At 68.9% G+C, this 26,144-nt stretch carries 19 protein-coding genes; 11 read left to right on the top strand and 8 right to left on the bottom strand.

The window, feature by feature from the left end:
• Positions 1-229: 229 nt before the first annotated feature.
• The gene (locus NM2_RS25535; protein WP_067673603.1) at positions 230-1,201 is read left to right on the top strand and encodes a phosphotriesterase family protein; all 972 of its coding nucleotides are present in this window, start codon (positions 230-232) and stop codon (positions 1,199-1,201) included.
• 51 nt (positions 1,202-1,252) lie between these two features.
• Complete coding sequence (locus NM2_RS25530; protein WP_067673601.1) at positions 1,253-2,473, top strand: cytochrome P450 family protein; 1,221 nt, start codon at positions 1,253-1,255, stop codon at positions 2,471-2,473.
• A gap of 111 nt (positions 2,474-2,584) precedes the next feature.
• Here the strand turns inward: NM2_RS25530 and NM2_RS25525 are convergent, their stop codons facing one another.
• Complete coding sequence (locus NM2_RS25525; RefSeq protein WP_067673600.1) at positions 2,585-3,451, bottom strand: MaoC family dehydratase; 867 nt, start codon at positions 3,449-3,451, stop codon at positions 2,585-2,587.
• A 12-nt stretch (positions 3,452-3,463) separates the two neighbouring features.
• Entirely contained in the window at positions 3,464-4,822 is a 1,359-nt protein-coding gene (locus NM2_RS25520; RefSeq protein ID WP_067673598.1) for a 3-oxoacyl-ACP reductase, read from the bottom strand.
• A gap of 224 nt (positions 4,823-5,046) precedes the next feature.
• Here NM2_RS25520 and NM2_RS25515 point away from each other — a divergent pair, with 224 nt between their 5' ends.
• On the top strand, positions 5,047-6,372 hold the full coding sequence (locus NM2_RS25515; RefSeq protein WP_067673596.1) for an acetyl-CoA C-acetyltransferase: 1,326 nt from the start codon (positions 5,047-5,049) through the stop codon (positions 6,370-6,372).
• A 23-nt stretch (positions 6,373-6,395) separates the two neighbouring features.
• A complete protein-coding gene (locus NM2_RS47815; RefSeq protein WP_218025987.1) occupies positions 6,396-6,917 on the top strand; it encodes a GNAT family N-acetyltransferase in 522 nt (173 codons plus the stop codon).
• Positions 6,918-7,276: 359 nt separating this feature from the next.
• Here NM2_RS47815 and NM2_RS25505 read toward each other — a convergent pair whose 3' ends face one another.
• Together NM2_RS25505 and NM2_RS25500 are read right to left on the bottom strand one after the other, a co-directional pair.
• Complete coding sequence (locus NM2_RS25505) at positions 7,277-8,635, bottom strand: ADP-ribosylglycohydrolase family protein (protein WP_218025986.1); 1,359 nt, start codon at positions 8,633-8,635, stop codon at positions 7,277-7,279.
• Complete coding sequence (locus NM2_RS25500; protein WP_067673594.1) at positions 8,632-9,000, bottom strand: hypothetical protein; 369 nt, start codon at positions 8,998-9,000, stop codon at positions 8,632-8,634. The genes NM2_RS25505 and NM2_RS25500 overlap by 4 nt, the downstream gene beginning before the upstream one ends.
• Positions 9,001-9,428: 428 nt before the next feature.
• Between NM2_RS25500 and NM2_RS25495 the strand changes: the two genes are divergently transcribed.
• The 4 genes from NM2_RS25495 (at position 9,429) to NM2_RS25485 (ending at position 16,104) form a co-directional block, all read left to right on the top strand.
• Positions 9,429-9,908 carry a universal stress protein gene (locus NM2_RS25495; RefSeq protein ID WP_067673592.1) on the top strand — a complete coding sequence of 160 codons (480 nt, stop codon included), beginning with the start codon at positions 9,429-9,431 and terminating at the stop codon, positions 9,906-9,908.
• Positions 9,909-10,077: 169 nt separating this feature from the next.
• Positions 10,078-11,184 (top strand): isochorismate synthase, encoded by a 1,107-nt coding sequence (locus tag NM2_RS25490; protein WP_067673590.1) that lies wholly within the window; start codon positions 10,078-10,080, stop codon positions 11,182-11,184.
• Positions 11,185-11,447: 263 nt separating this feature from the next.
• Positions 11,448-11,618 (top strand): DUF2613 domain-containing protein, encoded by a 171-nt coding sequence (locus NM2_RS47810; protein WP_084531541.1) that lies wholly within the window; start codon positions 11,448-11,450, stop codon positions 11,616-11,618.
• Complete coding sequence (locus NM2_RS25485; RefSeq protein WP_067673588.1) at positions 11,599-16,104, top strand: alpha-(1->3)-arabinofuranosyltransferase domain-containing protein; 4,506 nt, start codon at positions 11,599-11,601, stop codon at positions 16,102-16,104. Before NM2_RS47810 ends, NM2_RS25485 begins: the two co-directional genes overlap by 20 nt.
• Here the strand turns inward: NM2_RS25485 and NM2_RS25480 are convergent.
• Complete coding sequence (locus NM2_RS25480) at positions 16,101-17,252, bottom strand: acyltransferase family protein (protein WP_067673586.1); 1,152 nt, start codon at positions 17,250-17,252, stop codon at positions 16,101-16,103. The genes NM2_RS25485 and NM2_RS25480 overlap by 4 nt on opposite strands.
• Positions 17,253-17,417: 165 nt before the next feature.
• Between NM2_RS25480 and pgfA the strand changes: the two genes are divergently transcribed.
• Positions 17,418-18,572, top strand: coding sequence for a cell envelope lipid trafficking protein PgfA (gene pgfA, locus NM2_RS25475; RefSeq protein ID WP_067673584.1), 1,155 nt, complete (start codon positions 17,418-17,420; stop codon positions 18,570-18,572).
• Positions 18,573-18,779: 207 nt separating this feature from the next.
• Here the strand turns inward: pgfA and NM2_RS49335 are convergent, their stop codons facing one another.
• Complete coding sequence (locus tag NM2_RS49335) at positions 18,780-20,273, bottom strand: polysaccharide biosynthesis protein (RefSeq protein WP_157121303.1); 1,494 nt, start codon at positions 20,271-20,273, stop codon at positions 18,780-18,782.
• Positions 20,274-20,721: 448 nt separating this feature from the next.
• Here NM2_RS49335 and NM2_RS51860 point away from each other — a divergent pair, with 448 nt between their 5' ends.
• The gene (locus NM2_RS51860) at positions 20,722-23,151 is read left to right on the top strand and encodes a hypothetical protein (RefSeq protein WP_067673580.1); all 2,430 of its coding nucleotides are present in this window, start codon (positions 20,722-20,724) and stop codon (positions 23,149-23,151) included.
• Here NM2_RS51860 and NM2_RS25450 read toward each other — a convergent pair.
• Positions 23,111-24,289: a glycosyltransferase family 4 protein gene (locus tag NM2_RS25450; protein ID WP_067673648.1), complete on the bottom strand. Its 1,179-nt coding sequence runs from the start codon at positions 24,287-24,289 to the stop codon at positions 23,111-23,113. The two genes, NM2_RS51860 and NM2_RS25450, sit on opposite strands and share 41 nt — an antisense overlap.
• Before the next feature lie 492 nt (positions 24,290-24,781).
• On the opposite strand from NM2_RS25450, the gene NM2_RS25445 reads away from it, so the two are divergent.
• Positions 24,782-25,657 (top strand): class I SAM-dependent methyltransferase, encoded by an 876-nt coding sequence (locus tag NM2_RS25445; RefSeq protein ID WP_084531540.1) that lies wholly within the window; start codon positions 24,782-24,784, stop codon positions 25,655-25,657.
• A gap of 29 nt (positions 25,658-25,686) precedes the next feature.
• Here the strand turns inward: NM2_RS25445 and NM2_RS25440 are convergent, their stop codons facing one another.
• On the bottom strand, positions 25,687-25,944 hold the full coding sequence (locus NM2_RS25440) for a hypothetical protein (protein ID WP_439956916.1): 258 nt from the start codon (positions 25,942-25,944) through the stop codon (positions 25,687-25,689).
• Positions 25,945-26,144 lie beyond the last annotated feature (200 nt).

Raw genomic sequence — 26,144 nt, 5'->3', positions numbered from 1 at the left:
GAACGGGCACAGACGCACTCATAATCTGGAGTCGAATTATGACACCGATCACCATGAGGAAAGACATCATGTCCTGTCGTGACTCTGACGATCAGGCCGATGAGAGCGCGACCTGCGAGCCCTGCGACGCACAACGGTGTGCGGCGGCGTTGAGCAACGGCGTTCGGTGTGGTCGGACTCGCACTGACCGAACAGTCCGTCCGTGGTGCGCCTCCAGGAGATATCGACGATGACCGACGTCCAGACAGTGCGTGGTCCGGTGCCGGCCGAGCAGCTCGGCAATACGCTCATGCACGAACACGTATTCGTGCTGGGTGAGGAAATACGGCAGAACTACCCGGACTTTCCCGACCGCTGGGACGAGGACCTGCGGGTCGTGGACGCGGTGGAGAAGTTGCGCCAGTGCGCGTCGCGGGGAATCGCCACGATCCTCGACCCGACCGTCATCGGCCTGGGTCGCTACATCCCGCGCGTCCAGCGGATCAACGAGCAGGTCGACATCAACATCATCGTCGCGACCGGCATCTACACCTACAACGAGGTCCCGTTCCAGTTCCACTACACCGGTCCGGGACTGCTGTTCGACACACCCGAGCCCATGGTCGAGCTGTTCGTCCGGGACATCCGCGAGGGTATCGCCGACACCGGAGTCAAGGCGGCGTTCCTCAAGTGCGCGATCGAGGAACCGGGCCTGACGCCGGGGGTGGAACGGGTGATGCGCGCCGTCGGGCAGGCCCAGGTCGAGACCGGTGCGCCGATCACCGTGCACACCAACCCGCATACCCGGTCCGGCCTTGTCGCGCAGAAGGTCCTCGCCGAGGAGGGGGTGGACCTCACCAAGGTCGTCATCGGTCACTCCGGGGACAGCACCGAGCTGGACTATCTGTGCGAGCTCGCCGACGCCGGCTCGTATCTCGGCATGGACCGGTTCGGCCTCGACGTGCTGCTGCCATTCGAACGCCGGGTCGACACGGTGGTCGAACTCGTCCGCCGCGGCTACGCGGACAGGATGGTCCTGGCGCATGACGCGGCCTGCTTCATCGACTGGCTCTCCGCGGAGGGCAAGGCGGCGGCGCTGCCGAACTGGATCTATACCCATATCAGCGACGACGTGCTGCCGGCACTGCGCGAGCGCGGAGTCACCGACGAGCAGATCGCCACGATGCTGGCGGACAACCCGCGCCGCTATTTCTCGGTCTGACACGCGGGTGCTCCCGGGGCACGGCAGGACCGAGGTCGAGACGAGGACCGAATGATCCATCCGCCCACCTATTCCGACAGCGATCGCATCGCCCTGTACAGCCCGGAATTCGCCGCGCTGCCACACGAGTGTTACCGCGAAATGCGCGAGCGATACGGGTCGCTGGCGCCGGTCGAATTGTCCCCGGGAGTCCCCGCGACCTTGGTGATCGACTACCGCACGGCCGTGCGGGTGCTGCACGATCCCGCGCATTTTCCGGTCGATCCACGTACCTGGCAGAACGACATTCCCGACGATTGCCCGGTGAAGCCGATGCTGGCATGGCGGCCGAACGCGATACGCAATTCCGGGGAGGAACACCGGCGATACCGGGATGCCAACGTCGCCGCGCTCTCGGCGGTGGACCTGCACGGTCTGCACGCGGTGGTGGAGCGGATCGCGGTGCCGCTGATCGGGCAGTTCTGCGAGACCGGCTCGGCCGATCTGATCGCGGATTACGCACGGCCGCTGGCCTTTCAGGTGGTCAACGCGATGCTCGGCTGCTCACCCGAGATCGGGCAGCGGGTCGCGACGGGCGTCATCACCCTCTTCGAGGGGTCCGACGCCGCGGCCGGGAACATGATGCTCATCGAGGCGCTGAGCGAGCTCGCCGCGGGCAAACGCGCCGATCCCGGCGACGACGTCACCACCCGATTGGTCCAGCATCCGGCCGGATTCGACGATCAGGAGGTCATCGAGCAACTCGTCACGCTCTACGCCGCGGGCGTCGAGCCGGTGCACAACCTCATCACCAATACGCTGCTGCTGATCCTGACCAACGACCGTTTCGCGGGCAACCTGCTGGGCGGCAGCCTGTCCACCCGCGACGCGCTCGACGAGGTGCTGTTCCTGGACCCGCCGATCGCGAATTTCTGTATGACCTATCCGCGCCAGCCGGTCCTGCTCGACGACGTGTGGCTGCCCGCCCACCAGCCCGTGATCATCAGCATCGCGGCGTGCAACAACGACCCGGCCGTCAGCGGCGGCGACTACACCGGCAACCGATCGCACCTGGCCTGGGGCGCGGGTCCGCACGCCTGCCCCGCACGCCAGTCGGCCTACCTGATCGCCCAGGACGGCGTCGACCAACTTCTCGACGCCCTACCCGAAATCGAACTGTCCATCGATTCCGACGAATTGGCCTGGCGCCCAGGACCTTTCCACCGTGCCCTGGCCACGCTGCCGGTTACTTTCGATCCGGCCCGGCCGTTCGCGAGCTGGCACCCCAGCTGACACCCGGCGACGGCAAGAGCCGCACGCCTTTCCGGTGATCATCGAATCCCCCATGCGATCCGATGGGCTCACGGAAAGAGCGTGCGGCTCCGACTGTCCGGGGGCGCCGGATCAGCGCAGGGCCCCGGTGAGATAGGGGTACCCCTTCTTCGGGTGTTTCAGGGACAGGTCCCAGCCTTCGGCGGCGTGGTCCGCGTAGGCGTTGATCGTGGACGGGAGCAGGATCGGCTTGCCGAAGCGGACGGAATAGGTTGCCGCGGCGGGGATTCTGCCCTCGATGAGGCTGAGAATCGCTGCGGCGGACCACATTCCGTGGGCGATGGAGCGGGAGAAGCCGAACGCCTTGGCGCTCAGGGAGGACATGTGGATCGGGTTGCGGTCGCCCGAGGCCGCTGCGTAGCGGTGGATGAGGGCCTGGTCCGCCTTCAGGGTGCGCAGCGGGGGCGGGGGAACCTCTTCCGGTTTGGGTTCGGGGCGGGGGCCGCCGGACAGGGACGTCTTCTGCTGATGCAGGAAGGACGACGTCTGCCGCCATACCAGTTCCCGGCCGACGTTGATCTCCGTGATCGCGTCGACCACAAGACCTTTCGGGTGTTCGCGCAGGTTCTCCACGTGTGTGCGCAGGTCCAGCGGCTCACTGGCCGAGATCTCGCGGCGCCGCTCGATCACGTTCTCCATGTGCACCGAACCGACCGCCGTGAACGGGAAATCCCGGGCGGTCAGCAACTGCATCACGGTCGGGAAGGCCAGCACGAACGGGTAGGTCACCGGCAGTGCGTCACCGAACCGCAGCCCGGTCGCGTGGCAGTACGCGGCCAGGTTGTCGATGTCGACGCGCACGCCGTTCAATTCCACCGCGCGGTCGGGGATCTGCGACTTGCGCGCCGAAACCAGTGGCAGCGGAACGGCTCCCAGGGCGGCCTTGAGATACAGGCTGCCGGTCTTGGGCGGCTCGTTCAATTTGATGGTCTGGGTCATCACGCGCTCCGCTCAGGCACCGATTAGGCTCTGGCCACAAACGCGGATGACGTTGCCGCTCACCGCATTCGAGGCCGGGCTGGCGAAGTAGGCGATGGTCTCGGCGACATCTATGGTCTGCCCGCCCTGGTTCAGCGAGGCCATGAGCCGACCGGCCTCGCGGGTGCCCAGCGGAATGGCGGCGGTCATCGCGGTCTCGATGAAGCCCGGCGCGACGGCGTTGATGGTGACGCCCTTCTCCGCCAGCTTCGGGGCCTCCGCGTCGACCATGCCGATGACACCGGCCTTGGACGCGCCGTAGTTGGTCTGGCCGCGGTTGCCCGCGATACCGGCGATGGAGGACACGTCGACCACGCGGCCGCCCTCCTTCAGCGCGCCCTTGGCGACCAGTGCCTCGGTAATGCGGTGCGGCGCAGCGAGATTGACGTTCAGCACGGCGTTCCAGCGGGCGTCGTCCATATTGGCGAGCAGCTTGTCGCGGGTGATGCCGGCGTTGTGCACGATGATGTCGACGCCGCCGAAACGCTGGGTGGCGAATTCGGCGATCTTGTCCGCGGCGTCGGCGGCGGTGACGTCCACCGCGAGCGCGGTGCCGCCCACCTTGTTGGCGGTCTCGGACAGCGCGTCACCGGCGGCGGGGATGTCCGCGGCGATCACGGTCGCGCCGTCGCGGGCGAACACCTCGGCGATGGTCGCGCCGATACCGCGCGCCGCGCCGGTGACCACGGCGACCTTCCCGGCCAGCGGCTTGTCCCAGTCGGCGGGGGCGGTCGAATCGTCCTTGCCGACCCGGAACACCTGACCGTCGACGAAGGCCGACTTACCGGACAGCACGAAACGCAGCGTGGACTCGAGGCCGGTCGCGCCCGCGCCCGCCTCGGGGTGCAGGTAGACCAGGTTCGAGGTGGCTCCGCGCAGCAGCTCCTTGCCGACGCTGCGGGTGAACCCCTCCAGCGCGCGCTGCGCGATCTGCTCCTCGACGCTCGACGCGAGTTCCGGGGTGGTGCCGACGACCAGGATGCGGCCGCTGGGGGCGATCGAGCGCATCACCGGCTGATAGAAGGAGTACAGCTGCGCCAGCTCCTCGACCGAGCCGAGGCCGGTGGCGTCGAAGACCAGTGCGCCGAATTTCACGCCCTGGGCGGGCGCATCGGCGAAAGTGTAGTCCGACAACAGGTTTCGCACCGCATCGGCTACCCGCCCCTTACCGCCGAGCAGCACCGGGCCCGGCAGCGCGGGCTCGCCCTTCTTGTAGCGGCGCAGTTTCTCCGGCTTGGGCAACCCCAGCTTGCCGGCCAGGAACGAGCCGGGGGCCGAGTTGACGAACGATCCGTAGAGGTTGGGAGCGCCTTTGCTTTTGCTGGCTGCCACTGTTCCTACCTTTTCTTGTGTCGTAGGTGTCTCATCGTCGCGCCGGCCCGGGCGTACCGGACGTGTCGCATCCATCAGGGGCTACGTATCGACAATGAACTTACTCCAGAGTAAGTTTAATGTAAACCGATAGCGAAGGGGCACCGGACTGCGCCGCTACTTCGGCAGGCCGGGAGCGCCGGAATCCCCCGACGACCCAACCCGACGAGACACTGGAGACTCGAGTGACAACCAAAGCCCGTTCGGCCACCCCCGCCCCGGCCACCGGAGCCAAGCAGGCGCGTCCCGTCGCCGTCCTCGGCGGCAATCGGATCCCGTTCGCCCGCTCCGACGGCAAATACGCGCACGCCTCGAATCAGGACATGTTCACCGCCGCGCTGAACGGTCTGGTCAGCCGGTTCGGCCTGCAGGGCGAGCGGCTCGGGCTGGTGGTCGGCGGCGCGGTGCTCAAGCGCGTCGGCGAGCACGGCATGATCCGCGAGAGCGTGCTGGGCAGCGAGCTGTCGCCCTACACTCCCGCTCACGATCTGCAGCTGGCCTGCGGCACCGGGTTGCAGTCGATCGTCACGGTCGGCGACGGAATCGCGTTGGGCCGCATCGACGTCGGCGTCGGCGGCGGCACCGACACCACCTCCGACGCGCCGATCGGGGTCAGCGAATCGATGCGCGAGTGGATGCTCGACGCCAACCGCGCCAAGAAGAACTCCGACTACGTCAAGCTGGTCGGCCGGTTGCGCCCGAGCATGGTCGGCATCGAGATCCCGCGCAACGCCGAACCGCGCACGGGGCTGTCGATGGGCGAGCACGCCGCGATCACCGCGAAGGAATTCGGCATCGCCCGCGAGGCGCAGGACGAGCTGGCCTACCTCTCGCACCGCAATATGGCCGCCGCCTACGACCGCGGCTTCTTCGACGATCTGGTCACCCCGTTCCTCGGGCTGACCCGCGACGACAACCTGCGTCCGGGTTCGACGATCGAGAAGCTGTCCACGCTGAAGCCGGTGTTCGGCGTCAAACTGGGCGACGCGACGATGACCGCGGGCAACTCCACCCCGCTCACCGACGGCGCGTCCGCGGTGCTGCTGTCCAGCGACGAGTGGGCCGCCGAGCGCAACCTCGAGCCCCTGGCGCATCTGGTCGACAGCGAGGTCGCCGCGGTGGACTACATCCACGGCCCCGACGGTCTGCTCATGGCCCCGACCTACGCGGTGCCGCGGCTGCTGGCCCGCAACGGACTCACCTTGCAGGACTTCGACTTCTACGAGATCCACGAGGCGTTCGCGTCGGTGGTGCTGGCGACGCTGCAGGCGTGGGAGTCCGATCAGTACTGCAAGGAACGCCTCGGTCTGGACGGCGCGCTGGGGTCGATCGATCGCGCCAAGCTGAACGTCAACGGATCCTCGCTCGCCGCGGGCCACCCGTTCGCCGCGACCGGCGGCCGGATCATCGCGCAGGCCGCGAAGCAGTTGGCGGAGAAGGGATCCGGGCGCACCCTGATCTCCATCTGCGCCGCCGGCGGGCAGGGCGTGGTCGCGATCCTGGAACGCTGAACCGGCTCGATACACTCCCGCTCGTGAGTGCGGACTCGACGGGCGAGCAGGTGCCGACCACCCGGTTGGCCCTGCTCCGCCCGGTCCCGGCCGACGCCGAGGCCATCCTGCGGATCTGCGGCGTCACCGAACCGTGGGTGACGGTCGTCCCGGATCTCGCCGCGGCACAACGCCTCTACGCCGAATGGGACGAACACTGGCGGCAGCACGGCTACGGCTACTGGACGGTGCGCGCGCACGCGGACGACACCATCCTCGGCTTCTGCGGAATCCGCTCGATGACCATGCCCGCGGGCCCGGCGCTCAACCTCTTCTACCGGCTGGACCCCGCTACCCGAGGCCAGGGCTTCGCCGCCGAGGCGGCTGCCGCAGTGGTCGCCTACGCCCGAAACCACCTGCCCGAGCTACCGGTGATCGCCCGCATCCAGCCCACCAACGCCGCCTCCCACCGCGTCGCCGAACGCGCCGGACTGTCCCGCGCCGAACACCTCGACACCGACAGCTGGCACCACTATGTGACACCGGCCGATTGGGGCCGTTCCTAGTGAGCTCTGTTGCCGCACAACAGTTCACCGTCCGGCTCGACTGGTGCGGCGATGAGCGCCGCGCGTGCAAGATCATTGCCCTGGAGCTCATTCGGCGGCGGACCAACTTGCCTGGTGGCGTATACGCAGAGCTCTCGACACATCGGCTGAACCGTCACTTCACCCGGCCGCCCCCGCCGCACCGAGTGAGATGGTCGTCGCACAGGACGCCGTCCGGTCAGCCGAGAACGCCTCGCACCTCGGGACTCTTCGCTGCCGATTCGACCGGGGCACAACGGATGTCCGCGCGAATGAACATCCGGACAGCATGCGTGAGCCGACCGATCGACCTCGCGCACCTGGTACTCGGACGCGAGCGACTACCCCGAGGCGACCTGGCGGCGGGCCAGGTCGAAGGTTCGGCGGGCCAGGTCGGAGATGCGGACGTTGTCGTAGCCGGAGACGGCGGTGCGCAGGCGGTCGGCGAGGGGGCCGGTCCAGTGCGGGGGGATCGCGCTGGCTCCCAACAGGATTCCCGCAACCGAGCCCGCGGTGGCCGTGGTGGAGTCGGTGTCCCAACCGGCCTGCACGGTGCGGCCGATGGTCCGGGTGAAATCGCCTTCGCCCCAGAGTAATCCGACCGCGACGAGGCAGGCGTTGCCGATCGCGTGCACCCAGCTGTAATGGCCGTGGCGGGCGTGCACGGTGGCCACGGCCTGGTCGTAGCCGATGCCGCGCTCGTGATCGGCGATCACCTGTGCGAGCGCGACGGCGAGCCGGGAGTGTTCCGGAATCGTCTGCTGCGCGATGTGAATCGCTTCCAGAGCGGTCGCGGCGGTGAAGGCCGCGGCGGTCAGGGCGGCCACCCAGATCGCCGCCCAAGCGCCGTTGCCGGTATGCGAGACCGAGGCGTCGCGCGCGGCGAGTTCGGCGGCGAGGGCCGGATCGCCGGGACAGACGTAACCGTAGACGTCGGCGCGGACCATCGCGCCGATCCACTCGCGATACGGATTCCGGTAGGTCGCGGTGGCGGGCGGCTCCAGACCGTCGATCAGATTGCGGTAGGCCACCCGATCGGCGGTGTAGGTCTGCAGAAACGGCAGGCGCACAAGCCATTCCGCGGCCACGTCGGCCGCGGTGAACTCGGTGCCCTGCTGTTCGAGCATGTGCAGGCTCAGCACCGGATGGTCCAGGTCGTCGTCGCGCGGGCAGCCGTCGATCCGGCCGCGCACCGACTCGGGCCAGCTCGGGGCGAGCCGATAACCCTCCGGCATCGGACTGAGCACCGGGACGTAATCGGCCAGCGGATACGCCCCGGCGCGCTCGAGATAGGCCCGGATATGCCGCGGCGACCAGGCGAAACCGTTCTCCAGCGGTTTACCCAGCGTGCAGCCGACGCAGCGGCCCAGCCAGCCGCCGTGCACGCGGTCGTAGAGATGGGTCGGGTGCACCGGCGAACGCGGCGGCGCGGCGAGCGGGGACGCGCCGCCCGCCTCGTCGTACGGCCAGCCCGGATCGTGCGGCGCGGCCTCGATGCGCTCGAGCATCAGCCAGCAGGCCGCCGCATTGGGCACCCGGGTATGCGTGAGCTCGCGCACTTCCTCGGCGAAAACATCTACCGCATAACCTGATTCGCGACGTTGCAGCCATTCGAAGTACAGCAGTGCGCGCGGGTCGCCCTCGGGATGTCCGAAGAAGGCGGACTCGATCGGCTCCATGATGTCCACAGAAGTATTCACAGGATTGTGATGACCGCCTCGACGACCTCGGACAGCAGCGGTAGTGACTCCGCACGCTGCGGGGGACGAGCCCACCAGCGCCCCTCGTGGGTGCGCCTGCCGAATCCGGTGGGCAGGATGACATTGCTTCGAGCAGGACCGATATCCACGCCGTGACGCTCCAATTGGACGGTGCATTCGAGATTCGGATACCCATCGAACACCGCGAGGAACGTGCGGCGCGCCGGTTGTTCCCGGACCAGCACCGGACCGGGCACTCCCCGCACGGTCAGTTCGTCGAGTATCGGGGACCCCAGTCGATCGGGCGTGTTCACCGCCGCGATCTGATCGACCAGTGGCAGCACCACGAATCCCGGTGCGGTCACATGCACTCGCGGCAGGCCGAACTCCGACCTGTACGCCTCGGCCCAATCCTGTGGAGTTGCAAGCTGTTCCGATCGCACATTCGACCTCGGCTCCGATGGTCCACCTCCCGGCGACGGGATCGGCCGCCGGATTTCAAGTGAAACCCCGAACCGGCAGCCCCGGAGCAACTTTCGGTGAACCGTGGGCGAATTATGCAGAACGAAAGCGCATGTCGCCGACATACCGACCGTTCGCGTTGTCCGGCGGAATCGAACTCCTCGCCGAGCCGACCCTACCGCGCCCCCGGGGCAACCGGCCACCGATCACTTCGCCCCGCCGTCGACCCGGTGCGCGTTCACGCTGGCAAGAGGGCCTGACATCCCTGATACAGACCGCACGGGCGGGTATTCTCACCACATAGTCAGGCACCGGAACCCGGGAGGCCCCCATGCCCTGCGATCTGATGCTCATCGCCTACGACGGCTCGGAGAACGCCAAGCGAGCCGTCGAATACGCCGGGCGATTCCTGGCCGCACCCAAGGCGGTGGTGCTCACCGCCTGGGAGCCGATGGTCCGCCAGACCGCTCGACTGTCCGGAATGTCCGGTGTCGTCCAGCCCGAATGGGTCTCCGACGAGGAGATCGAGGACATCGCCTACGTCGACGCCAGACAGGTCAATGCCGAAGGGGTGCGGCTGGCCAAACTATCGGGACTCAACGCCGAACCGCGCACCGCCGAATGCACCTCGACGATCTGGAACGCCATCGTGGACGTCGCCGACGACCTCAACGTCGACATCATCGTCGCCGGCACCCGCGGCGCGACGGGCATCCGGGCGCTGCTGCACTCGAGCGTCGCCGAGGCCGTGCTCAAGCACTGTCACCGGCCGATCCTGCTGGTTCCGCCGGGCCGCCCCGAATGCCCCTGATACCGCGCGCCCGGCTGTCAACGCTCTCCTGCGCACCGCGTTGTCACGCGCACGACTTCTGCGCCCTCGGCCGCCATCCCGCACGATGTGCGTTCGCCACGCATCACAGTGAGACCTGCATCCCCGCATGCGTTCCGCACCGAGTCCAGCGGACTATCGTCGGGGCACTATGGACGGATTTCTGCTCGCTCAGCCAGGCGGGGTCGTACGGACCGACGGGGTTCGGCGCGCATTCGACGACGCGGATTCCGCGGCGGCCGAATTGGCGGGCGGCGCCGAGCTGATCGTCGGTGCGCTGCCGTTCGATCCGCGCACTCCCGCCGCGCTGTGCGTGCCCGAGCGGGCGCGGCACACCGCGGGGCCGTGGCGTCCGGCGGCGGTGCCGCCGCTGCCCGAGGTTCGGGTGATCAGCGAAATCCCCAGTCCCGCAGCGCATATCGCGCGGGTGGCCAAACTGGTCGAACAGCTCTCGGATCCTTCGCAGCCGCTGCGCAAGGTGGTCGCGGCGCGTTCGGTGCTCGTGCGGGCCGACGAGCCGCTCGATCCGGAGGTGGTGGCCGCGCATCTGCTGAGCAGGCATCCGCGGGCCAACGTCTTCGCGGTCGATCTGAGTCCCGCCGGACGGCCCGGGGCAACCCTGGTCGGGGCCACGCCCGAGGTCCTGGTCGCCCGGCACGGCGAGACGGTGACGTTGCGTCCGCTGGCCGGGACGATCGCGCGTCATCCCGATCCCGCCGTCGACGCCGAGCGGTCGCGTGAGCTGCTGGCCAGCACGAAGAACCGCGAGGAACACGCCTTCGTCATCGAGTGGATTCGCGAGCAGCTCGCCCCGCTGTGCGGACTCACCGTCCCCGACGCCCCGGAACTCATCAACACCCACGAGGTCTGGCATCTCGCCACGCCGATCAGCGGCCGGGTCCGCGACGCGAGCACCACCGCCTTCGATCTGGCCCGCGCCCTGCATCCCACCCCAGCGGTCTGCGGCACACCCACCGGCCAGGCCCTGGACGCGATCATCGAATCCGAGGAGGACCGCGGCTTCTACGGCGGCGCGGTCGGCTGGTGCGACGCCCGCGGCGACGGTGAATGGGTCGTCGCGATCCGCTGCGCCGAACTGTCCGCCGACGGACTCACCGTGCGCGCCTTCGGCGGCGGGGGCATCGTCGCCGCATCGGATCCCCGCGCCGAACTCGACGAGACGACCGCCAAGCTTCGGACGTTCCTCGGCAGTCTCAACTGCCCTGTCGACGGAAGAACACCCGATCGAGTCGAGTGATCTCACATCGATCCGGTGGACTCCCGCCACCGGACTCGACAAGACCACCGCCGAGTTCAGAACGCTCCGGGATATGGTCAACCGAGTTTCTGTAGTGCGACCAATACTGTTCGATCGACGCACTCCCGGCGTCGAGGCCCTGTTCCGGCTGCTGAGCTGACCGTATCCAGTATTTGGTTCATGCAACTCCCGATAGTTGACTTTACTTTCACTCTGGTACGTTGACCCGGATACGCCATGGGTCGATGTATGGGAGTTCCGCGATGAAGTTTGCCGTTCCCGGGGTAGCGAGCGCTGTCGTCGGAGCCGTGCTGGGTGCGGTCGCGGTGTTCGTGGTCACGGCTGCGACGGCGCAGAATTCGCGGCCCGATATCGATCGCAGCGGCAACCAGTCGTCGTCGTTGCTCAACAACGTTGAGTACGGCAGCCGCTGAGTCGCCGAGCGTCACTGAGTCCGATCCGAGGGCGCCGCTGGAGCGGCGTTGGTTCGCGGGCACGGTGGTCGGCGCATTCCTGCTGACCTTCCTGCAGGCTCCCAGCCTGACCGTCGCCGACACCAAATACGATCTCGCCCAGAATCCGCTGGGCTTCCTGCAACGTGCCGCCCATCTGTGGAGCAGTCAGGCTCCCATGGGGCAGGTGCAGAATCAGGCCTACGGCTACTTCTTTCCGCACGGCGGTTTCTTCGCCCTCGGGCATGCGCTCGGCCTGCCCGCCTGGGTGACGCAGCGGATCTGGTGGGCGCTGCTGATCCTCGCCGGATTCTGGGGCATCGTGCGGTTGTGCGAGGTGCTCGGAATCGGCACTCGCGGTTCCCGAATCGTCGCGGCACTGGCCTTCGCCCTGTCGCCACGGGTACTGACCACGCTGGGATCGATCTCCTCCGAGACGCTTCCGATGATGCTCGCCCCCTGGGTGCTGCTCGCGCCGGCGGCATTGGGACGCGTGGCCGAGGTGCGCGAGGGAATACGTCGCACACCCCGGACGTCTCTGCTTGTCCCACATCGCCATTCGAGGACCGCCGTACCGCCGGGACGCGAGGCCGGCGCGAACGACGCCGCCTCTCCGACAACAGGGCGAGGGCACCGCTACGGCGCGCTTTCCCCGGCGGGCAGCGCGCTGGCGCTGGCGTTGATGGGGTCGGTGAACGCGGTCGCGACGGCGGCGGCATTTCTGCCCGCGGTGCTCTGGTGGGCCTCGTACAAGCCGAATCGGGCGTGGTGGCGGTTCACCCGGGCGTGGATTCCGCTGTTGGCGTTGGGGACCCTGTGGTGGGTGGTGCCGCTGCTGGTGCTCGGCAAGGTGAGTCCGCCCTTCCTGGACTACATCGAATCCTCGGGTGTCACCACCGAATGGGCTTCGCTGGGCGAGGTGCTGCGCGGGACCGACAGTTGGACGCCGTTCGTCTCGCCGGAGCGTATCGCGGGGGCGGTGCTGGTCACGCAGCCCGCGGCGGTGCTGGCGACCGGACTGCTGGCCGCGGCCGGGATGACCGGGCTGGCATTGCGATCGATGCCGCACCGGGGGCGGTTCGTCTTGATCCTCGTGATCGGGCTGGTCGGCATCTGCGCCGGATACGTCGGGGATCTGGGCGGGCCGTTCGCCGAGTCGGTGCGCGTATTCCTCGATTCGGGTGGTGCGCCGCTACGCAATGTGCACAAGCTCGAACCGCTGATCCGGATTCCGCTCATCATCGGGCTGGCCCATCTGCTGCATCGCGTTCCGTTGCCGGGGTCCGCGCCGATGCCGGTGTGGCGCAGCGCGTTCGCGCATCCGGAGCGTCAGAAGATGGTGGCGGTCGCGGCCTTGATCCTGTGCGCGCTGACGCTGTCCACCTCGCTGGCCTGGACCGGCAAACTGGCCCCGCGCGGCGCGTACGACCGGGTTCCGGCCTACTGGACCCAGACCGCGGACTGGCTGGCCGACCATGCCGCGAACACCCGCGCCCTGGTGGTGCCGGGCGCGCCGTTCGGCAGTCAGATCTGGGGACTCACCCGTGACGAACCGCTGCAGGCGCTGGCCACAACGCCCTGGGCGGTGCGCGATGCCATCCCGCTCACCCCGCCGGGCACGATCCGGGCCATGGATTCGGTGCAGCGGCTGATCGCCGACGGACGCCCCTCGGCCGGTCTCGCCTCGACGCTGATCGCGCAGGGCATCGGAATCCTGGTGCTGCGCAACGATTTGGACCCCGACACGTCGCGTTCCACCCGGCCGCTGCTGGCTCACGAAGCCATCGAGGGCTCGCCCGGGCTGACGAAGGTGGCCGAGTTCGGGGCCGAGATCGTCGCCTCGCACGGCAAGGGGCTGGTGTCCGACGGAGATCTGCGGCCGTCCTATCCGGCCATCGAGATATACCGGGTGAGCGCACCGCATCCGGGTGAGCAGGCCGATATCCGCAGCGGGCGAGGCGCGCCCGCATCGTTCCCGGGTGCGTACACGGTGCCGCTGAATTCGGTGCCGGTGGTGCAGGGCGGGCCCGAGGTGCTCGAGCGGTTGCGGCGCAATACTTCCGTGCCGAATGGACCGGTGCTGCTGTCCACCGATGCGGCGCGGGCCGGATTGTCCGGCAACACAACTACTCTGACCGATACCCCGATGGACCGCGAGACCGATTTCGGCCGCGTCGACAATCACAATTCGGCCCTGCGCGCGCCGACCGACGCACGGCGCACCCGTAATCTGGTGCCCGACTACGCCGTTCCGGGAACGCCTCGGGTGGAGGGACAGTGGTCGGGGGCGACGATCACGGCCTCGAGTTCCGCGGCCGACGCGACCCAGCTGGGCGGTGCGGCCCCGGGCAGTTCCACCGCCGCGGCCGTGGACGGCGACCCGTCCACCGCATGGCTGAGCAACAGCGCCGAACACGCTGTGGGCCAATGGCTTCGAATGGATCTGGATCATCCGGTCAAGGCCGGGGTGCTACAGGTGACCACGAGTGCGGCCGCACTGGGCGATCCGGTGGGACTCGTCGAGGTGCGCACGGCTCACGGCACGACCGCGGCTCGAATATCCAAACCCGGTGAGCCCGTATCCGTTTCACTTCCACCCGGCCTGACCGGATGGATGACCGTCACCGCGATCGAGACCGAGACCGGAAGTCTCGGCGGACAATTCGGCATCTCCGAGGTCTCGCTGGAGGACTACTCGAACCGGAACGCGCCGGTACCGGTCCAGATCCGGCACCGGACCGTGCTGCCCCCGGCCCCCGCCGGAACACAGGTGCAGGGCTGGAGTCTGGGACAGGAATTCCCCGGACGCAGTGGCTGTTTCGACGCACCCGATCGGGTCCGGTGCAGTAACGGGCTCGCCCTGCCCGCCGAGGAACCGGGCGCCTTCGAACGCACGCTGAACGTCCCGTCGCCGATGGACGTCACCCCCCGGCTGATGGTGCGCGCCCGGCAGGGCCCGGCGCTCGAGGCGCTGCTGACCGATCACGAACGACCCATCGCCCGAGGTAAGGCCGATGTCGGTGACCTGCGCGGATCGGCCTTCGCCGCCACGGACGGCGATCCGGGTACCAGCTGGGTCGCCCCGCAGGACACGGTGCGGGATCCCGCGGGCCCCAAGCCGACCCTGACCCTCGAACTGCCCGCGCCGGCCCTGGTGACCGGCCTCGAGGTCACCCCGCCGGGCGGCGCGCTGCCCGCCCGGCCGACCTCGGTCGCGGTGAATCTCGGTGACGGACCGCAGACCCGCGAACTCGACCCCGACGCACCGGTGGGACGACCGATCCGGATCTCCCTGCACCCGCGCGTCACCGACCGGATCGAACTGAGCATCGCCACCTGGAATGCCGTATTGGACCGCACCGCATTGGGTTTCGATCAGCAGCAGCCGCCGGGAATCGCCGAGGTGAACGTCCTCGGGCCGGACTATCCGCCGCCCGCGCGTGCTGATCGCCCGATCACCCTCGACTGCGCGCACGGGCCCACCGTCGCCGTGGCGGGACATATCGTGCACACCACGATCACCGCGAGCGCGCACCAATTGCTCACCAGCGCACCGGTTCCCGCGACGGTGTGCGGTGTCGACGCTGTCACCGCCGCCGATGACACCGCGAACGATCACCCGGGCAGCGGATCCGGCACGGTCGCACTGCCGCCCGGACACGTCGACGTCACCGTGGCGCCTACCGACCTGTTCTCGGTCGACGAATTGCGTTTGTCCCGAACAGATCTCACTCCCCACCCGATCGCGGCACCGTCCGGCTCCCGCCTGCTGGTCCTGCCCCTGAGCAACAACGTCGGCTGGCGCGCCCGCACCGCCGACGGCAACGAACTCAACCCCGTGGTCGCCGACGGCTGGCAACAGGCATGGCTGCTCCCGCCCGACGCCCAGGGTCCGATCACCGTCGACTTCCCCATCGACCGCTGGTACCGCCTGGCCATCTTCGGCGGTCTGCTGCTGCTTCTTCCCCTCATCGCCCTGGCCCTTCCCCGCCCCCGCCGCTGGTGGAAACCCTCTCGCCCCTCGTCCCCAGGCCCCGATAGCGGCACACAGAGTGGTTCGAATCTGACCGAAAGCTCTCTCGCCGAAGGCGAATCAGTGCACCGCTCGGTCGTCGATGGTTCGCCGGAAGCTGCTTCAGCGCAGGATGATTCGGCGCCGCGCACCTGGAATGCCCGGATACCGGCCATGATCGGGCTGACGATCGCGGTGTTCCTGATCTCCGGACCCGTCGCGATCGTGCTGGCCGCGATCGGTTTCATCGCTCAGTGGTGGTATCCGCGGGTCACGGCGCGGGTGCTGGTGGGCGTCGCCGGGATCGGGACGATGGTGTCGGCGACAGCACTGTCCACCGGGCCCTGGCGGTCGCCGGACGGGTATATGGGCGGATCGCTGTGGGTCCAGTTCCCGGCTCTGGCGGCGGTTGTCGCCCTGGGGGTCGCGGCGGTGGGCGGCCGGCGGAAGGGCTAGCCGACGCGGCGGCGGACCCAGCGACGTATCGGTTCCTCGATCAGCGCGTAACCGGCCGCCGACAGCGGCAGGGTGAACAGCACGGTCAGCACCAGCACCTGCGGGAACATCCCGTGGAACGGAATGATGCCGAATATCTGGAACACCACGCTCAACACCGCCAGATGCCAGATGAAGATGCCGTAGGACCATCGCCCGATCGCCGCGGCCATCCGGCTCCGCAGCCATTGATGCCGGTGCTGCCCCAGAATCAGCGGCGCGAGCAGGCCGAAGCCGATCAACGCGCCCAGCGCCATCTTCGCCACGTACTGCCACGGCGTGCCACGGTCCAGCCCGGCCGGTCCGGCCAGATCGGTCGAGGATGCCACCAGGGCGACCACCGCCAGGGACCACATGGCCCAGCGGTTCGCGGCGATCCGACGCCACCGCGACGGGCGCGCGACCGGCGTCTCGACCAGTTCGGCCAGCAGCATTCCCGCCGCGAACCAGGGCAGATAGCCGGGCAGCCAGTTGTCCGAGTGGATCGCGTTGGGGGTCGGCACGGGCAGCAGATTCCAGCCGAGGCTGATCAGGCCCAGCGCGAGCACGATCGGCGCACGCCACCGCGCCGAACGTCCGCGCAACCACACCACCGCGAAGGCCAGCAGCGGCAGCACCAGATAGAAGGCCACCTCCACCGACAGACTCCACATCTGGGTCAGCCCGTCGGTCAGCGTCAACGGCACGAAGACCTGGATCAACGCCAGATTCGCCAGCCACACCCGCCGTCCCGCCGAGTCCGCCGCCGTGGGCAGCAGAATCAGCACCGCGCACACCACCACCCAATAGGCGGGCAGGATGCGCGCGGCCCGGTGCAGTAGATAACGCCCCGCGGACGGCGCGGTACCCAGGCCGCGGGCCGCGGCGGCATGCGGACGCCACAACAGAAAGCCGGACAGCCCGAAGAACACCGCCACCGCCATGTCGAATCGCTCGAACACCCGGCCCAGCAGGGGAATTCCGGACGCACCGGTCTGAAAGGCGACATGGGTCAGCACCACGCCCAGCGCGGCCAGCCCGCGCATTCCCTCGAGCGCGGGCACGAAACCGCGCGCCGCCGGGGGCCGGGGCGCGGCCGATGTGCCGAGCGTGGTAGTGGTCGTGGTCATCGGGCTCCAGTCTGCCGCGTGCGTTTTCGCACCGGGATTCGGGATGTTTCCGGCCTCGGATCGGCGCTGAAGGGGGGCGGACTGTTAGTGTCGGGGCTCACGAGTGCGACGCCGTGACCGCAGCGTTACTCGGAACTGCTTGGTACGACGACGAGGAGAGTTTTCATGGCACTCAGTGCCGGTACCAGAAGGACGGTGGCCTGCCTGCTCGTGGGTCTGGGCGCGCTGTTGATCGTCGCGGCCGCGCTGATCCCGACGTATGCCCTCAGCCAGCTGGCCAAAACTCCCCTCGACCTGGAAATCACCACGATCGCACCGAGCGATGCGAACGCGCCGAGCAAGGTCCTGGACATCAAATCGCTCACCTCGGGTACCGGTGCGGCGAAGGTCAACTCCAACGTCAAGCTCGTCTCGCAACGGTATCTGACCGTCGAGGATCCCTCGGACAAGAGGCAGATGACGATCCAGGCCGGTCAGACCCTGCGCAATATCGACGCCCAGGGCGACACCGGCCTGCTGTCCGCGGTCATCGACCGGGTCACCATCGACCGCAAGACCGGCATGCCGGTCGAGGACGACCCGAACGGTTCGATCGCGGTCAACACCGACAGCAACGGCAACAGCATCGCCGACCCGGTCCAGCACGACGGCCTGCAGTACCGGTTCCCGATCGGCACCGACAAGAAGACGTATCCGTACTTCGACATCAACGCGCGCAAATCGTTCGATATGAACTTCGTCGAGCAGACCGAGGTCAACGACCTGAAGGTCTACCACTTCCAGCAGAAGATCCCGGCGACCGATCTGTCGAAGGTGGTCAGCACCACCAGCAACCAGGTGAGCCTGCCCGCCTCCAAGTGGGGCATCCCCGGCGGCAACACCTCCGTCACGATGGATCGCTACTACACCAACACCCGCGACCTGTGGGTGGAGCCCGAGACCGGCACCATCATCAAGGGTTCCGAGCAGATCCACATGTACTACGCGCGCAGCGCCGACAAGCCGGACGTCACCGCGCTCGAGTCGACGCTGGTGTTCGACGACAACACGGTGAACTCGCAGATCGCGATCGCCAAGGACAACATGGACAAGCTCTCGCTGTACGGGCGGACGCTGCCGATCATCCTGGGCGTCGTGGGCGTGATCGTGCTGATCATCGGCCTGGTGTTCGGCCTGCGCGGCAACGGGGATGCGAAGCCCGGACGCCTGGTGCGGCCGAAGAATCCCAAGGGCGGTGAGAATCCGGAGCCGCGTACGGGATTCGGTGTGAATCTCACCGATCAGCCGACGACGCAGATCAAACTGCCGCGGAGAGACTGAAACCCCGGTAGGGCAATATAATTCGCCTGTGGCTCCCCGTAATGCGGGGAGCCACAGGCGTTTCGTTGTGCGATGATTGCGCGCGGTTCCCCGTGCCGCTCAGTCGCGTGTCCGCGAGGTGCCGATCAGCGCGGGAGCCATCGGCGTTCTTCGTCGTGCCGAGCCGCCTGGGCGGGACATTGCGGGCAGGAGCCCGGCCGATGCTGATCAGACCGAATGGTGAACCGGCACATCGTGATCGCGCGCTGCGGCCCGCAGCACGACGACGATCATCACCGCGGCGACGATCGCCACGACCAGGGTCGAGGTGCCGATCAATGCGGGCAGTGTGTGCGCGAACAACGCGATCGCGCACACCTCGACGGCCAGTCCGACCCAGGTGATCGCGGCCGGGGCGGTGCGATCCAGCGCGATCGCCGACAGCAGTGCGCCCTGTAGCAGGGCCAGCAGTGCGCCGTCGAGGGCGAACAGCCAGAGCCAGCCCTCGATCGGGGCGTAGTCGTGTCCGGCGAACAGCGGCGCCAGCGGCGCGAGCACCGCCGCACCCGCCACCGCCGCGACGCCGACGCCGAGCAGCACCCCCAGCGCGGCCCGGATCGCGCGGGCCGAGGACTGCGGTTGCGCCATCCTCGGATACAGCACCACGCCGACCGCCTGCGGCAACCAGAACGCGATCTTCGTGGCGATGGCGCCCAGCGCATACCGTCCGGCGTCGTCCCGCTCGAGCACGATCCGCGCCACGATCAGATCCGCCGAGGACATCGCCATCAGCGCCGCCTGTGCCTGCACGGCCCGCAGCACCGCCATACCGCCCGCGCGGATCCGCAATCCGCCCCGGAGATGCCTCCCGGGCGCACCGGTGGAATCGGCCGGGGCGGCCGCGTGCCCGCTGGATACGGCCGAACCGGACAGGTCGTCTGCTCCGACGGGTTCGATCGCACGGCTGACACCGCGTAGGCGGTTTCGTGCTCTCAGCAGAACGTCGGAACTGCCGACATTCGCTCTAGACGTGGATCGGCCGGAGCCGTCCCGGAGCAGCCGGGCGTCTTGTGACACCTCTTCGGACGCCGTCCGCATATCGCTCGCGCTCGCCGGGCCAGTACGAACGGGAACACCGGAACCCTCGACCGGAGCGGCGGACCAGCGAGCACCGACGGCGGCGGCGAACAGGCCGAGGGCCGCGGCCCACAGTGCGGCGGCAGCGCCCGCGCCCGCGGCCAGCATGACCAGGGCCGGGGCGACCCGCGCGATACCCGCACCGCCGAGAATCGTCGCCAGGGCGCGAAACCTGCGGCCCCCCTGCAGAATTCCCTGTTCGCCGGAGAGCAGCACCTGCGCGGGCGCGGCGAGCAACGCACCGGCGGCCGCGATCGCGCCGACGTGCAGCACCGCACTCACCACCGGCACCAGTGCCACCGCGACGGCCGCGACGACCGCCGCGCACCACCACCCCAGCGCCCGCACCGTCGCCACCCGCGCCCCGCGCACCAGTTCCCGCGCCACGACGTTCTGCAGGGCCAACGCCGGAACCGCACACAGCAGTTGCACCGCCAGCAGGCTCGCGAACTCGCCGTACCCCGCGACCCCCAGCCACCGCCCGGCCAGCAACTGCAGCAGATATCCGGCCACATTCGCCGTCATCGCCCCCGCGGTGACCAGAGTCAGATCCGCGACAGCGGGCAGACGACGGGCAGCGGACATCCCGCCATGCTGCCACCTCCCGCACTCACCGCGCCGACGCGGCCCGTCGTCACCGGGCGCTGCCCGCACTTCAGCCGCCGGATCAGCAGCCGAGGTCCGAGACCTGCACCGATCGGGCTGGTACCACGACCGCGGATCTCGACCGCATCGCCCGACGCCACGACTCCGGCCGATACACTCGCGGCCCGGGCGGCTGGCACTCGATCGGTACTGCCGTCGGCGCGAGCAGCGATGCCGGCGACACCCGGATGCAATGTGCCCCGGCCAGGTGTGCGGTGATCGTCGAAATCCGGATGAATCCCGGTGTTCCGGCTGGAAGAGACGGACTCAGGCCGATCGTGATGCTGTAGCGAACGAACGCACCGGTCTCGGCGGGTGCCGGAGCCGAGTCGACGCCGAATGCGGGTGGGTCCGGCGGATGCGGGGTGGGGACGTAGGGTGGCTCAGCGTGACTGGGCGCGAGGTGCGGCGGGGCCGGATCTGGCCTGCCGGGTACAGCCTGGTGTTGGCGTTGGTGGTGGTGGGGCCGCTGCTCGGGCCGGGTTATCTGCTGTTGCGGGACGGGGTGAGCACGCCGCGGTCCTATCCGACCGACGCGGCCCTGGGTCTGGGTGACGCCGCGCCGCGGGCCGTGCCGCAGGACTGGTTGCTCGCGACGCTCTCCTCGGTCGTGGACGGCGGAATCGTCGTGAAGGCGATCCTGGTCGCCGCGCTGTGGGCCGCCGGATGGGGCGCGGCCGCGCTGTCCCGCCGACTGCTCGACGTCACGGTCGGCCCGCAACTGGTGGCCGCAACCATCGCCGTCTGGAACCCCTACGTGGCCGAACGCCTGCTCCAGGGACATTGGAGCCTGCTGGCCGGATACGCCGCCCTGCCGTGGACGATACTGGCGGCCCTGAGAATTCGGTTCGGCGCAAGTGAAATATCCACGGCGGCAATACAACCGGACCGGATGGACGCGGCCGGCAAGAGCGCACCCGGCGAAGCGAACGCGCACGACAGAGCGAACGCGGCTCGTCCAGCGGACATGCTCGATGAGACGAGCGAAGACGAGGCGAACGGGCACGACAAGACAAGCACGCACGACGGGGCGAGCGAACACGACCAGATGGGCGAGCACGTCGGGCCGAGCAGGGACGACGAGGCGAACGGGCACAGCGGAGCAAGCACATCCAGCAGAACGGCTGAGCACGACCAGGCCGCCGAGCGTAACCGGACCGACACGGGCGATCGGACCGACACGTGCGATCGGAGGGGCGCGGGCGACGGAGGGAGCGCGCGTGGCGGAGCAGGCACATCCGGCAGAACGGCTGAGCACGACCAGGCCACCGAGCGTAACCGGACCGACACGGGCGATCGGACCGACACGGGCGACGGGGGGAGCGCGCGTGGCCGGAAGGTTCGGGCTTGGTTGATCTTGGGGGGCTGCCTGGCGGCGGCGGGGTTGACGCCGACCGGGGCGCTGCTGGCGGGGTGTGTGGCGTTGGTGGTGGTCGGGCGGCGGAATCTGGTTGGGGCGCTGGGGTTGTGGTGTGTCGCCTCGGCGCCGTGGCTGGTGGCGACCGTGCTGTCGGGGACCGGGGCCGAGCCTTCGGATCCGGCGGGGATCACGGCGTTCGCGGCGCGTGCCGAACCGGGACTCGGCACGATCGGCAGTCTGGCCGGGCTCGGCGGAATCTGGAATTCGCAGGCCGTACCCGGCTCGCGCACAACGTTGTTCGCGCTGGCGGGGACCGTGGCGCTGCTTCTCGTCGTGGCGGGTGGGATCCGCCGCGTCGCAGCACCCGGCGCTGCCGCCACACGATATGCCCGGCGGGCGCTGCTGATCCTCGCGGCCGCGGCGATCCTCCTTCCGGCCCTCGGCGCGACCGGCTGGGGGTTGGACGCCGGGCAATTCCTCGTCACCCGGATCCCCGGCTTCGGACTACTCCGCGACACACAGAAATACGTGGCTCTCGCCATGCCCGCCTTCGCGCTGTGCGCCGCCGCGGGCTGCCACGCAATCGCCGCCAGGATCCGATCGGCACGGACAGAGCCGAGTACTCCCGATCACCACACCGGCACCGATCGTTCCGACGCCATCGAGCCGATCGCGACGAACGCTCCCGGCCCTGACGCATCACAAAACCTCAGCGCGCCAGCGGATTCCGGTCCGGCAGCAGGCCCCGGCTCGGCACCCGCCCCCGAATCGGCAGACGGCACCGAGGGACTCGAAGCGGCGAGAGCCGGTAGCGGCGGGATCGGTCTCGTTGCGGCGCTGTTCATTGCGTTGTTGATCGCAGCGCTGCCGGATCTGGCGTGGGGTGCGGGCGGTGCGATGCGGGCGGTGCGGTATCCCGCCGGGTGGCACGAGGTCGCCGAACGGATGGACGAGCCGGGGGACGTCGCGGTGCTGCCCGGCGGTATGTTCCGCGAATTCCCTTACAGCGGAAGGGTTCCCGTACTCGATCCGGCACCGCGGATGCTGCCGCGGGACGTGCTGCAGACCGGCGAGCTGCCGGTGCGGGGCGGCAACGTCGCAGGAGAGGGTACGCGGGCGCGAGTAGTGGAACGGTTGTTGCTCGGCGGCGCGACGCCGACCGAGCTCGCGGCGCACGGAGTCGGATGGATTCTGGTGGAGCACACCTCACCCGGGCCGCTCGGTGATTCGAGAGCGACTCTGGACCGGTTGACCGCCGTGTACTCCGACCGCGATCTGAGTCTGTACCGGGTGCCGCATCCACGCGACGTACCGGCGAAATCCCCTGGCCCGCACCGATCCATCGCGATCGTCGCACATCTGGCCTGGGCGCTGCTGCTCCTGGCAGGCGTGGCGGCCGCGGCGTGCGGCCGATGGCCTATTCGAATTCCCGGACGCGCGCGGCGACCAAGCCGCTGACGTACTCCCCGCGAGCGGCGGCCGACAACACCTCGTGCACGCCGTTCGCGGTCAGCTCCCAGGAGAATTCCCGAGCGCGAGCACGAGCCTTCTCCCCCATGACCGTTCGGGTCTCAGCGGTGGCGAGCAGTTCGCCGACGGCCTCGCTCAACTGCTCCGGGTCATCGACCAGCAGCCCCGTCACACCGTCCACGACGGAGTCGGTGAGCCCGCGCGAGCTGCGGTATCCGACCGTGGCCACGCCGTGCTGCGCGGCCTCGATCACCGCCAGACCCCAGCCCTCCTTACGCGAGGGCAGCACGTGCACCCATGCGCGCGAGAGCAATTCGTGTTTGCGGGCCTCGTCGACATGACCGTGGAAGGTCACCGATCCGGCGATATCCAGTTCGTGCGCGCGGATTTGCAGGTTCTCCGCCCACCAGCCGCCGCCGATGACGTCCAGATGCAGCCCCGGATGCCGGGTCCGCAGGGCGGCCACCGCGGCGAGCGCATCCTCGATCTGCTTGTGCGGCACCAGCCGCGAGAGCACCACGATGCTCGGATGCGGCGTGCGGGTCTGCGCCGCACCGGTCGGCGCCTGCGCCGGGACGGGTTCGGCCCCGTTGCGCACCACCGCGATTCGCGATCTGTCCACCCCGAGCGAGGCCAATTCCTCCGCCGAGGGCAGCGAGACGGTCAGATACTGATTGCGCCGATGCGCCCACGGCGACAGCCGCGATTCGATCCACCAGCCGACCCGGCCGACCCAGTGCCCGGCGACCGGCCACTGCTCGCGATGCCCGTGATGCACCAGCACCACCGCGGGCGCGCGCGTCACGGCCCGGGCGAAGAAGGGGATGCCGTTCTGCGTGTCGATCACCGCATCCGGCCGCACATCGCGCAACGGCCCGAGCCCCAACCGTCCGAGCAACATCGCCGCCAGCGCCCGCGGATAAACCGTGTAACGCCCACCGGCCCGGCTGATCTCGATCCCGTCGACCCGCTCCCGCCGCGCCGCGCCCGGATACCGCGCGGTCCGCAACGTCACTTTGACCCCCCGAGCGGCAAGTTCCGCCCCCACCTGCTCGAGATACCGCTCACTCCCGCCCCCCTGCGGATGCCCGGTATCCCGCCAGCACAGCAGCAGCACCTCCCGCACGCCGTCGGTCGCATCGGCAGGCGGCAGCCCGGCCCCGGGACTCGCGACGGCACCGGATGCGACGGCTCGCGTCATCACACGGCGCCCGGGACCGGACAGACCGGAACTCGAATCCGCTACCGGGACAACAACTTGCGCCACCCCGAGCTGCTCACGGGAGCTGATCTCGGGGGCCGCGAAACTCGCATCGAACGGAGGCGCGGCAGCCCGCATGGTCCCGAACGGCCCACGGGATCCGGAATCGGGCATACCCGAACTCACCGCAGCCTCGGAATCAGCAGCCGACCCCGCTGCGGCAGGCCCGGGCGTCACCGCACTCGTGTCGGCCCTGGATTCGGCAGCTCGAGTCGCCGCGGACGGCCCGCGAGGTCCGGGGTCGAGCACTGCACACTCCAAGTGGTTCTCGGAACGGATGAGGTGACAATCCGCTCCACCCTAGCGGCAGGATCCGGTCTCGGGTCTGAGGGATCACTGTGGAAAACTTGGCACGCCATGCTTCGAGCCGACCGAACCGGGCCGCGTCCCATCCCCGAACGCCGCGCCACCGCCGCTGTCCCCCACCGTGCCACGGCGTCACTCGCCCTCCGGGCCGCCGCATTCGGCCGACGGGAATCCCCGAGCTTCGCCCGGCGCGCAACATTGCGCCGATCCCTGCGTTTGCTGGGCAGTTTCCGATTCGAGCAGACCGATCCGGCGCTGTTCTACGGCGGGCTCGCCGTCGACACCGCCGAGCTGATCGCCGACTTCTATCGCGATCTCACCGGCTGTTCGCTGACCGGCGCGACGGTACTCGACGTCGGCGGCGGACCCGGCTATTTCGCCGACGAGTTCACCGCGGCGGGCGCGCGCTACCTTCCGGTCGAACCCGATCCGACCGAGATGCACGCCGCGGGCCTGAATGTGCGTGGCGCGGTCCGGGGTTCGGGGATGGCGCTGCCGTTCCGCGACGACGCGGTGGACATCTGCCTGTCATCCAATGTGGCCGAACATGTTCCGCACCCGTGGCGGATGGCCGAGGAGATGCTGCGGGTGACCAGACCGGGCGGTCTGATGATGCTGTCCTACACCGTGTGGGCGGGTCCGTTCGGCGGGCACGAGACCGGTCCCTGGCACTATCTGGGCGGGGAGTACGCGGCCCGCAGATATCGGCGTCGCACCGGCCACGAGCCGAAGAACCGCTTCGGAACCTCACTGTTCGCGGTGCGCGCCGCCGACGGCCTGCGCTGGGCGGCGCATGCGAGCGAACGCGCGGACATTCTGGCCACGTTCCCGCGCTATCACCCGCGCTGGGCCTGGTGGCTGGTCCGCGTACCGGGCATCCGGGAACTACTGGTCAGCAACCTGGTGGTGGTCGCCGTCAAGCGGTGACCTCGGCCGAGCGAAGGTTGCCGGGGCATTCACCCGCGACGCCAGAACCTGCGCCCCGCCGCCTGCGGGAATTCGTTCCACGGCGGTTCCTGGATGGCCAACCCCACCGTCTCCAGCGGCGTCAGCCCCACCGAGCCGGACAACTCGCGCACCGCGGCAACCGCCTCGGCGGCCTGCAGCGCGGCCGTCGCCTGTTCGAGCGTCAGCGTCCGGCCGGGCAGGAACGATACGACCCACCCGCCGGTTCCCACGGATCTTGCCTGGTGCGGCGTCTGATCACTGGTCATCAACGATCTACCGACTACTTGCACCGCCACGACTCGGACTCCCCTGCAATTGCATCTGAAAAATCGGCCAAAGCAGCTAGCTATCAGCATGCTCCGTCGCAGGGCCAAACGCAATAGTGCGTTCTACGAAAAGCGAACCGGCAGGTCGGGTTTCGAGACTCGGGACGCCTGAGGGTAACCAGCGTGATCGCTGTGACGCA

Origin of the sequence: Nocardia miyunensis NBRC 108239, from assembly GCF_001613065.1 — a bacterium.
Classification (GTDB): Bacteria; Actinomycetota; Actinomycetes; order Mycobacteriales; family Mycobacteriaceae; genus Nocardia; species Nocardia miyunensis.
This window is presented reverse-complemented; position numbering and strand designations above follow the sequence as displayed.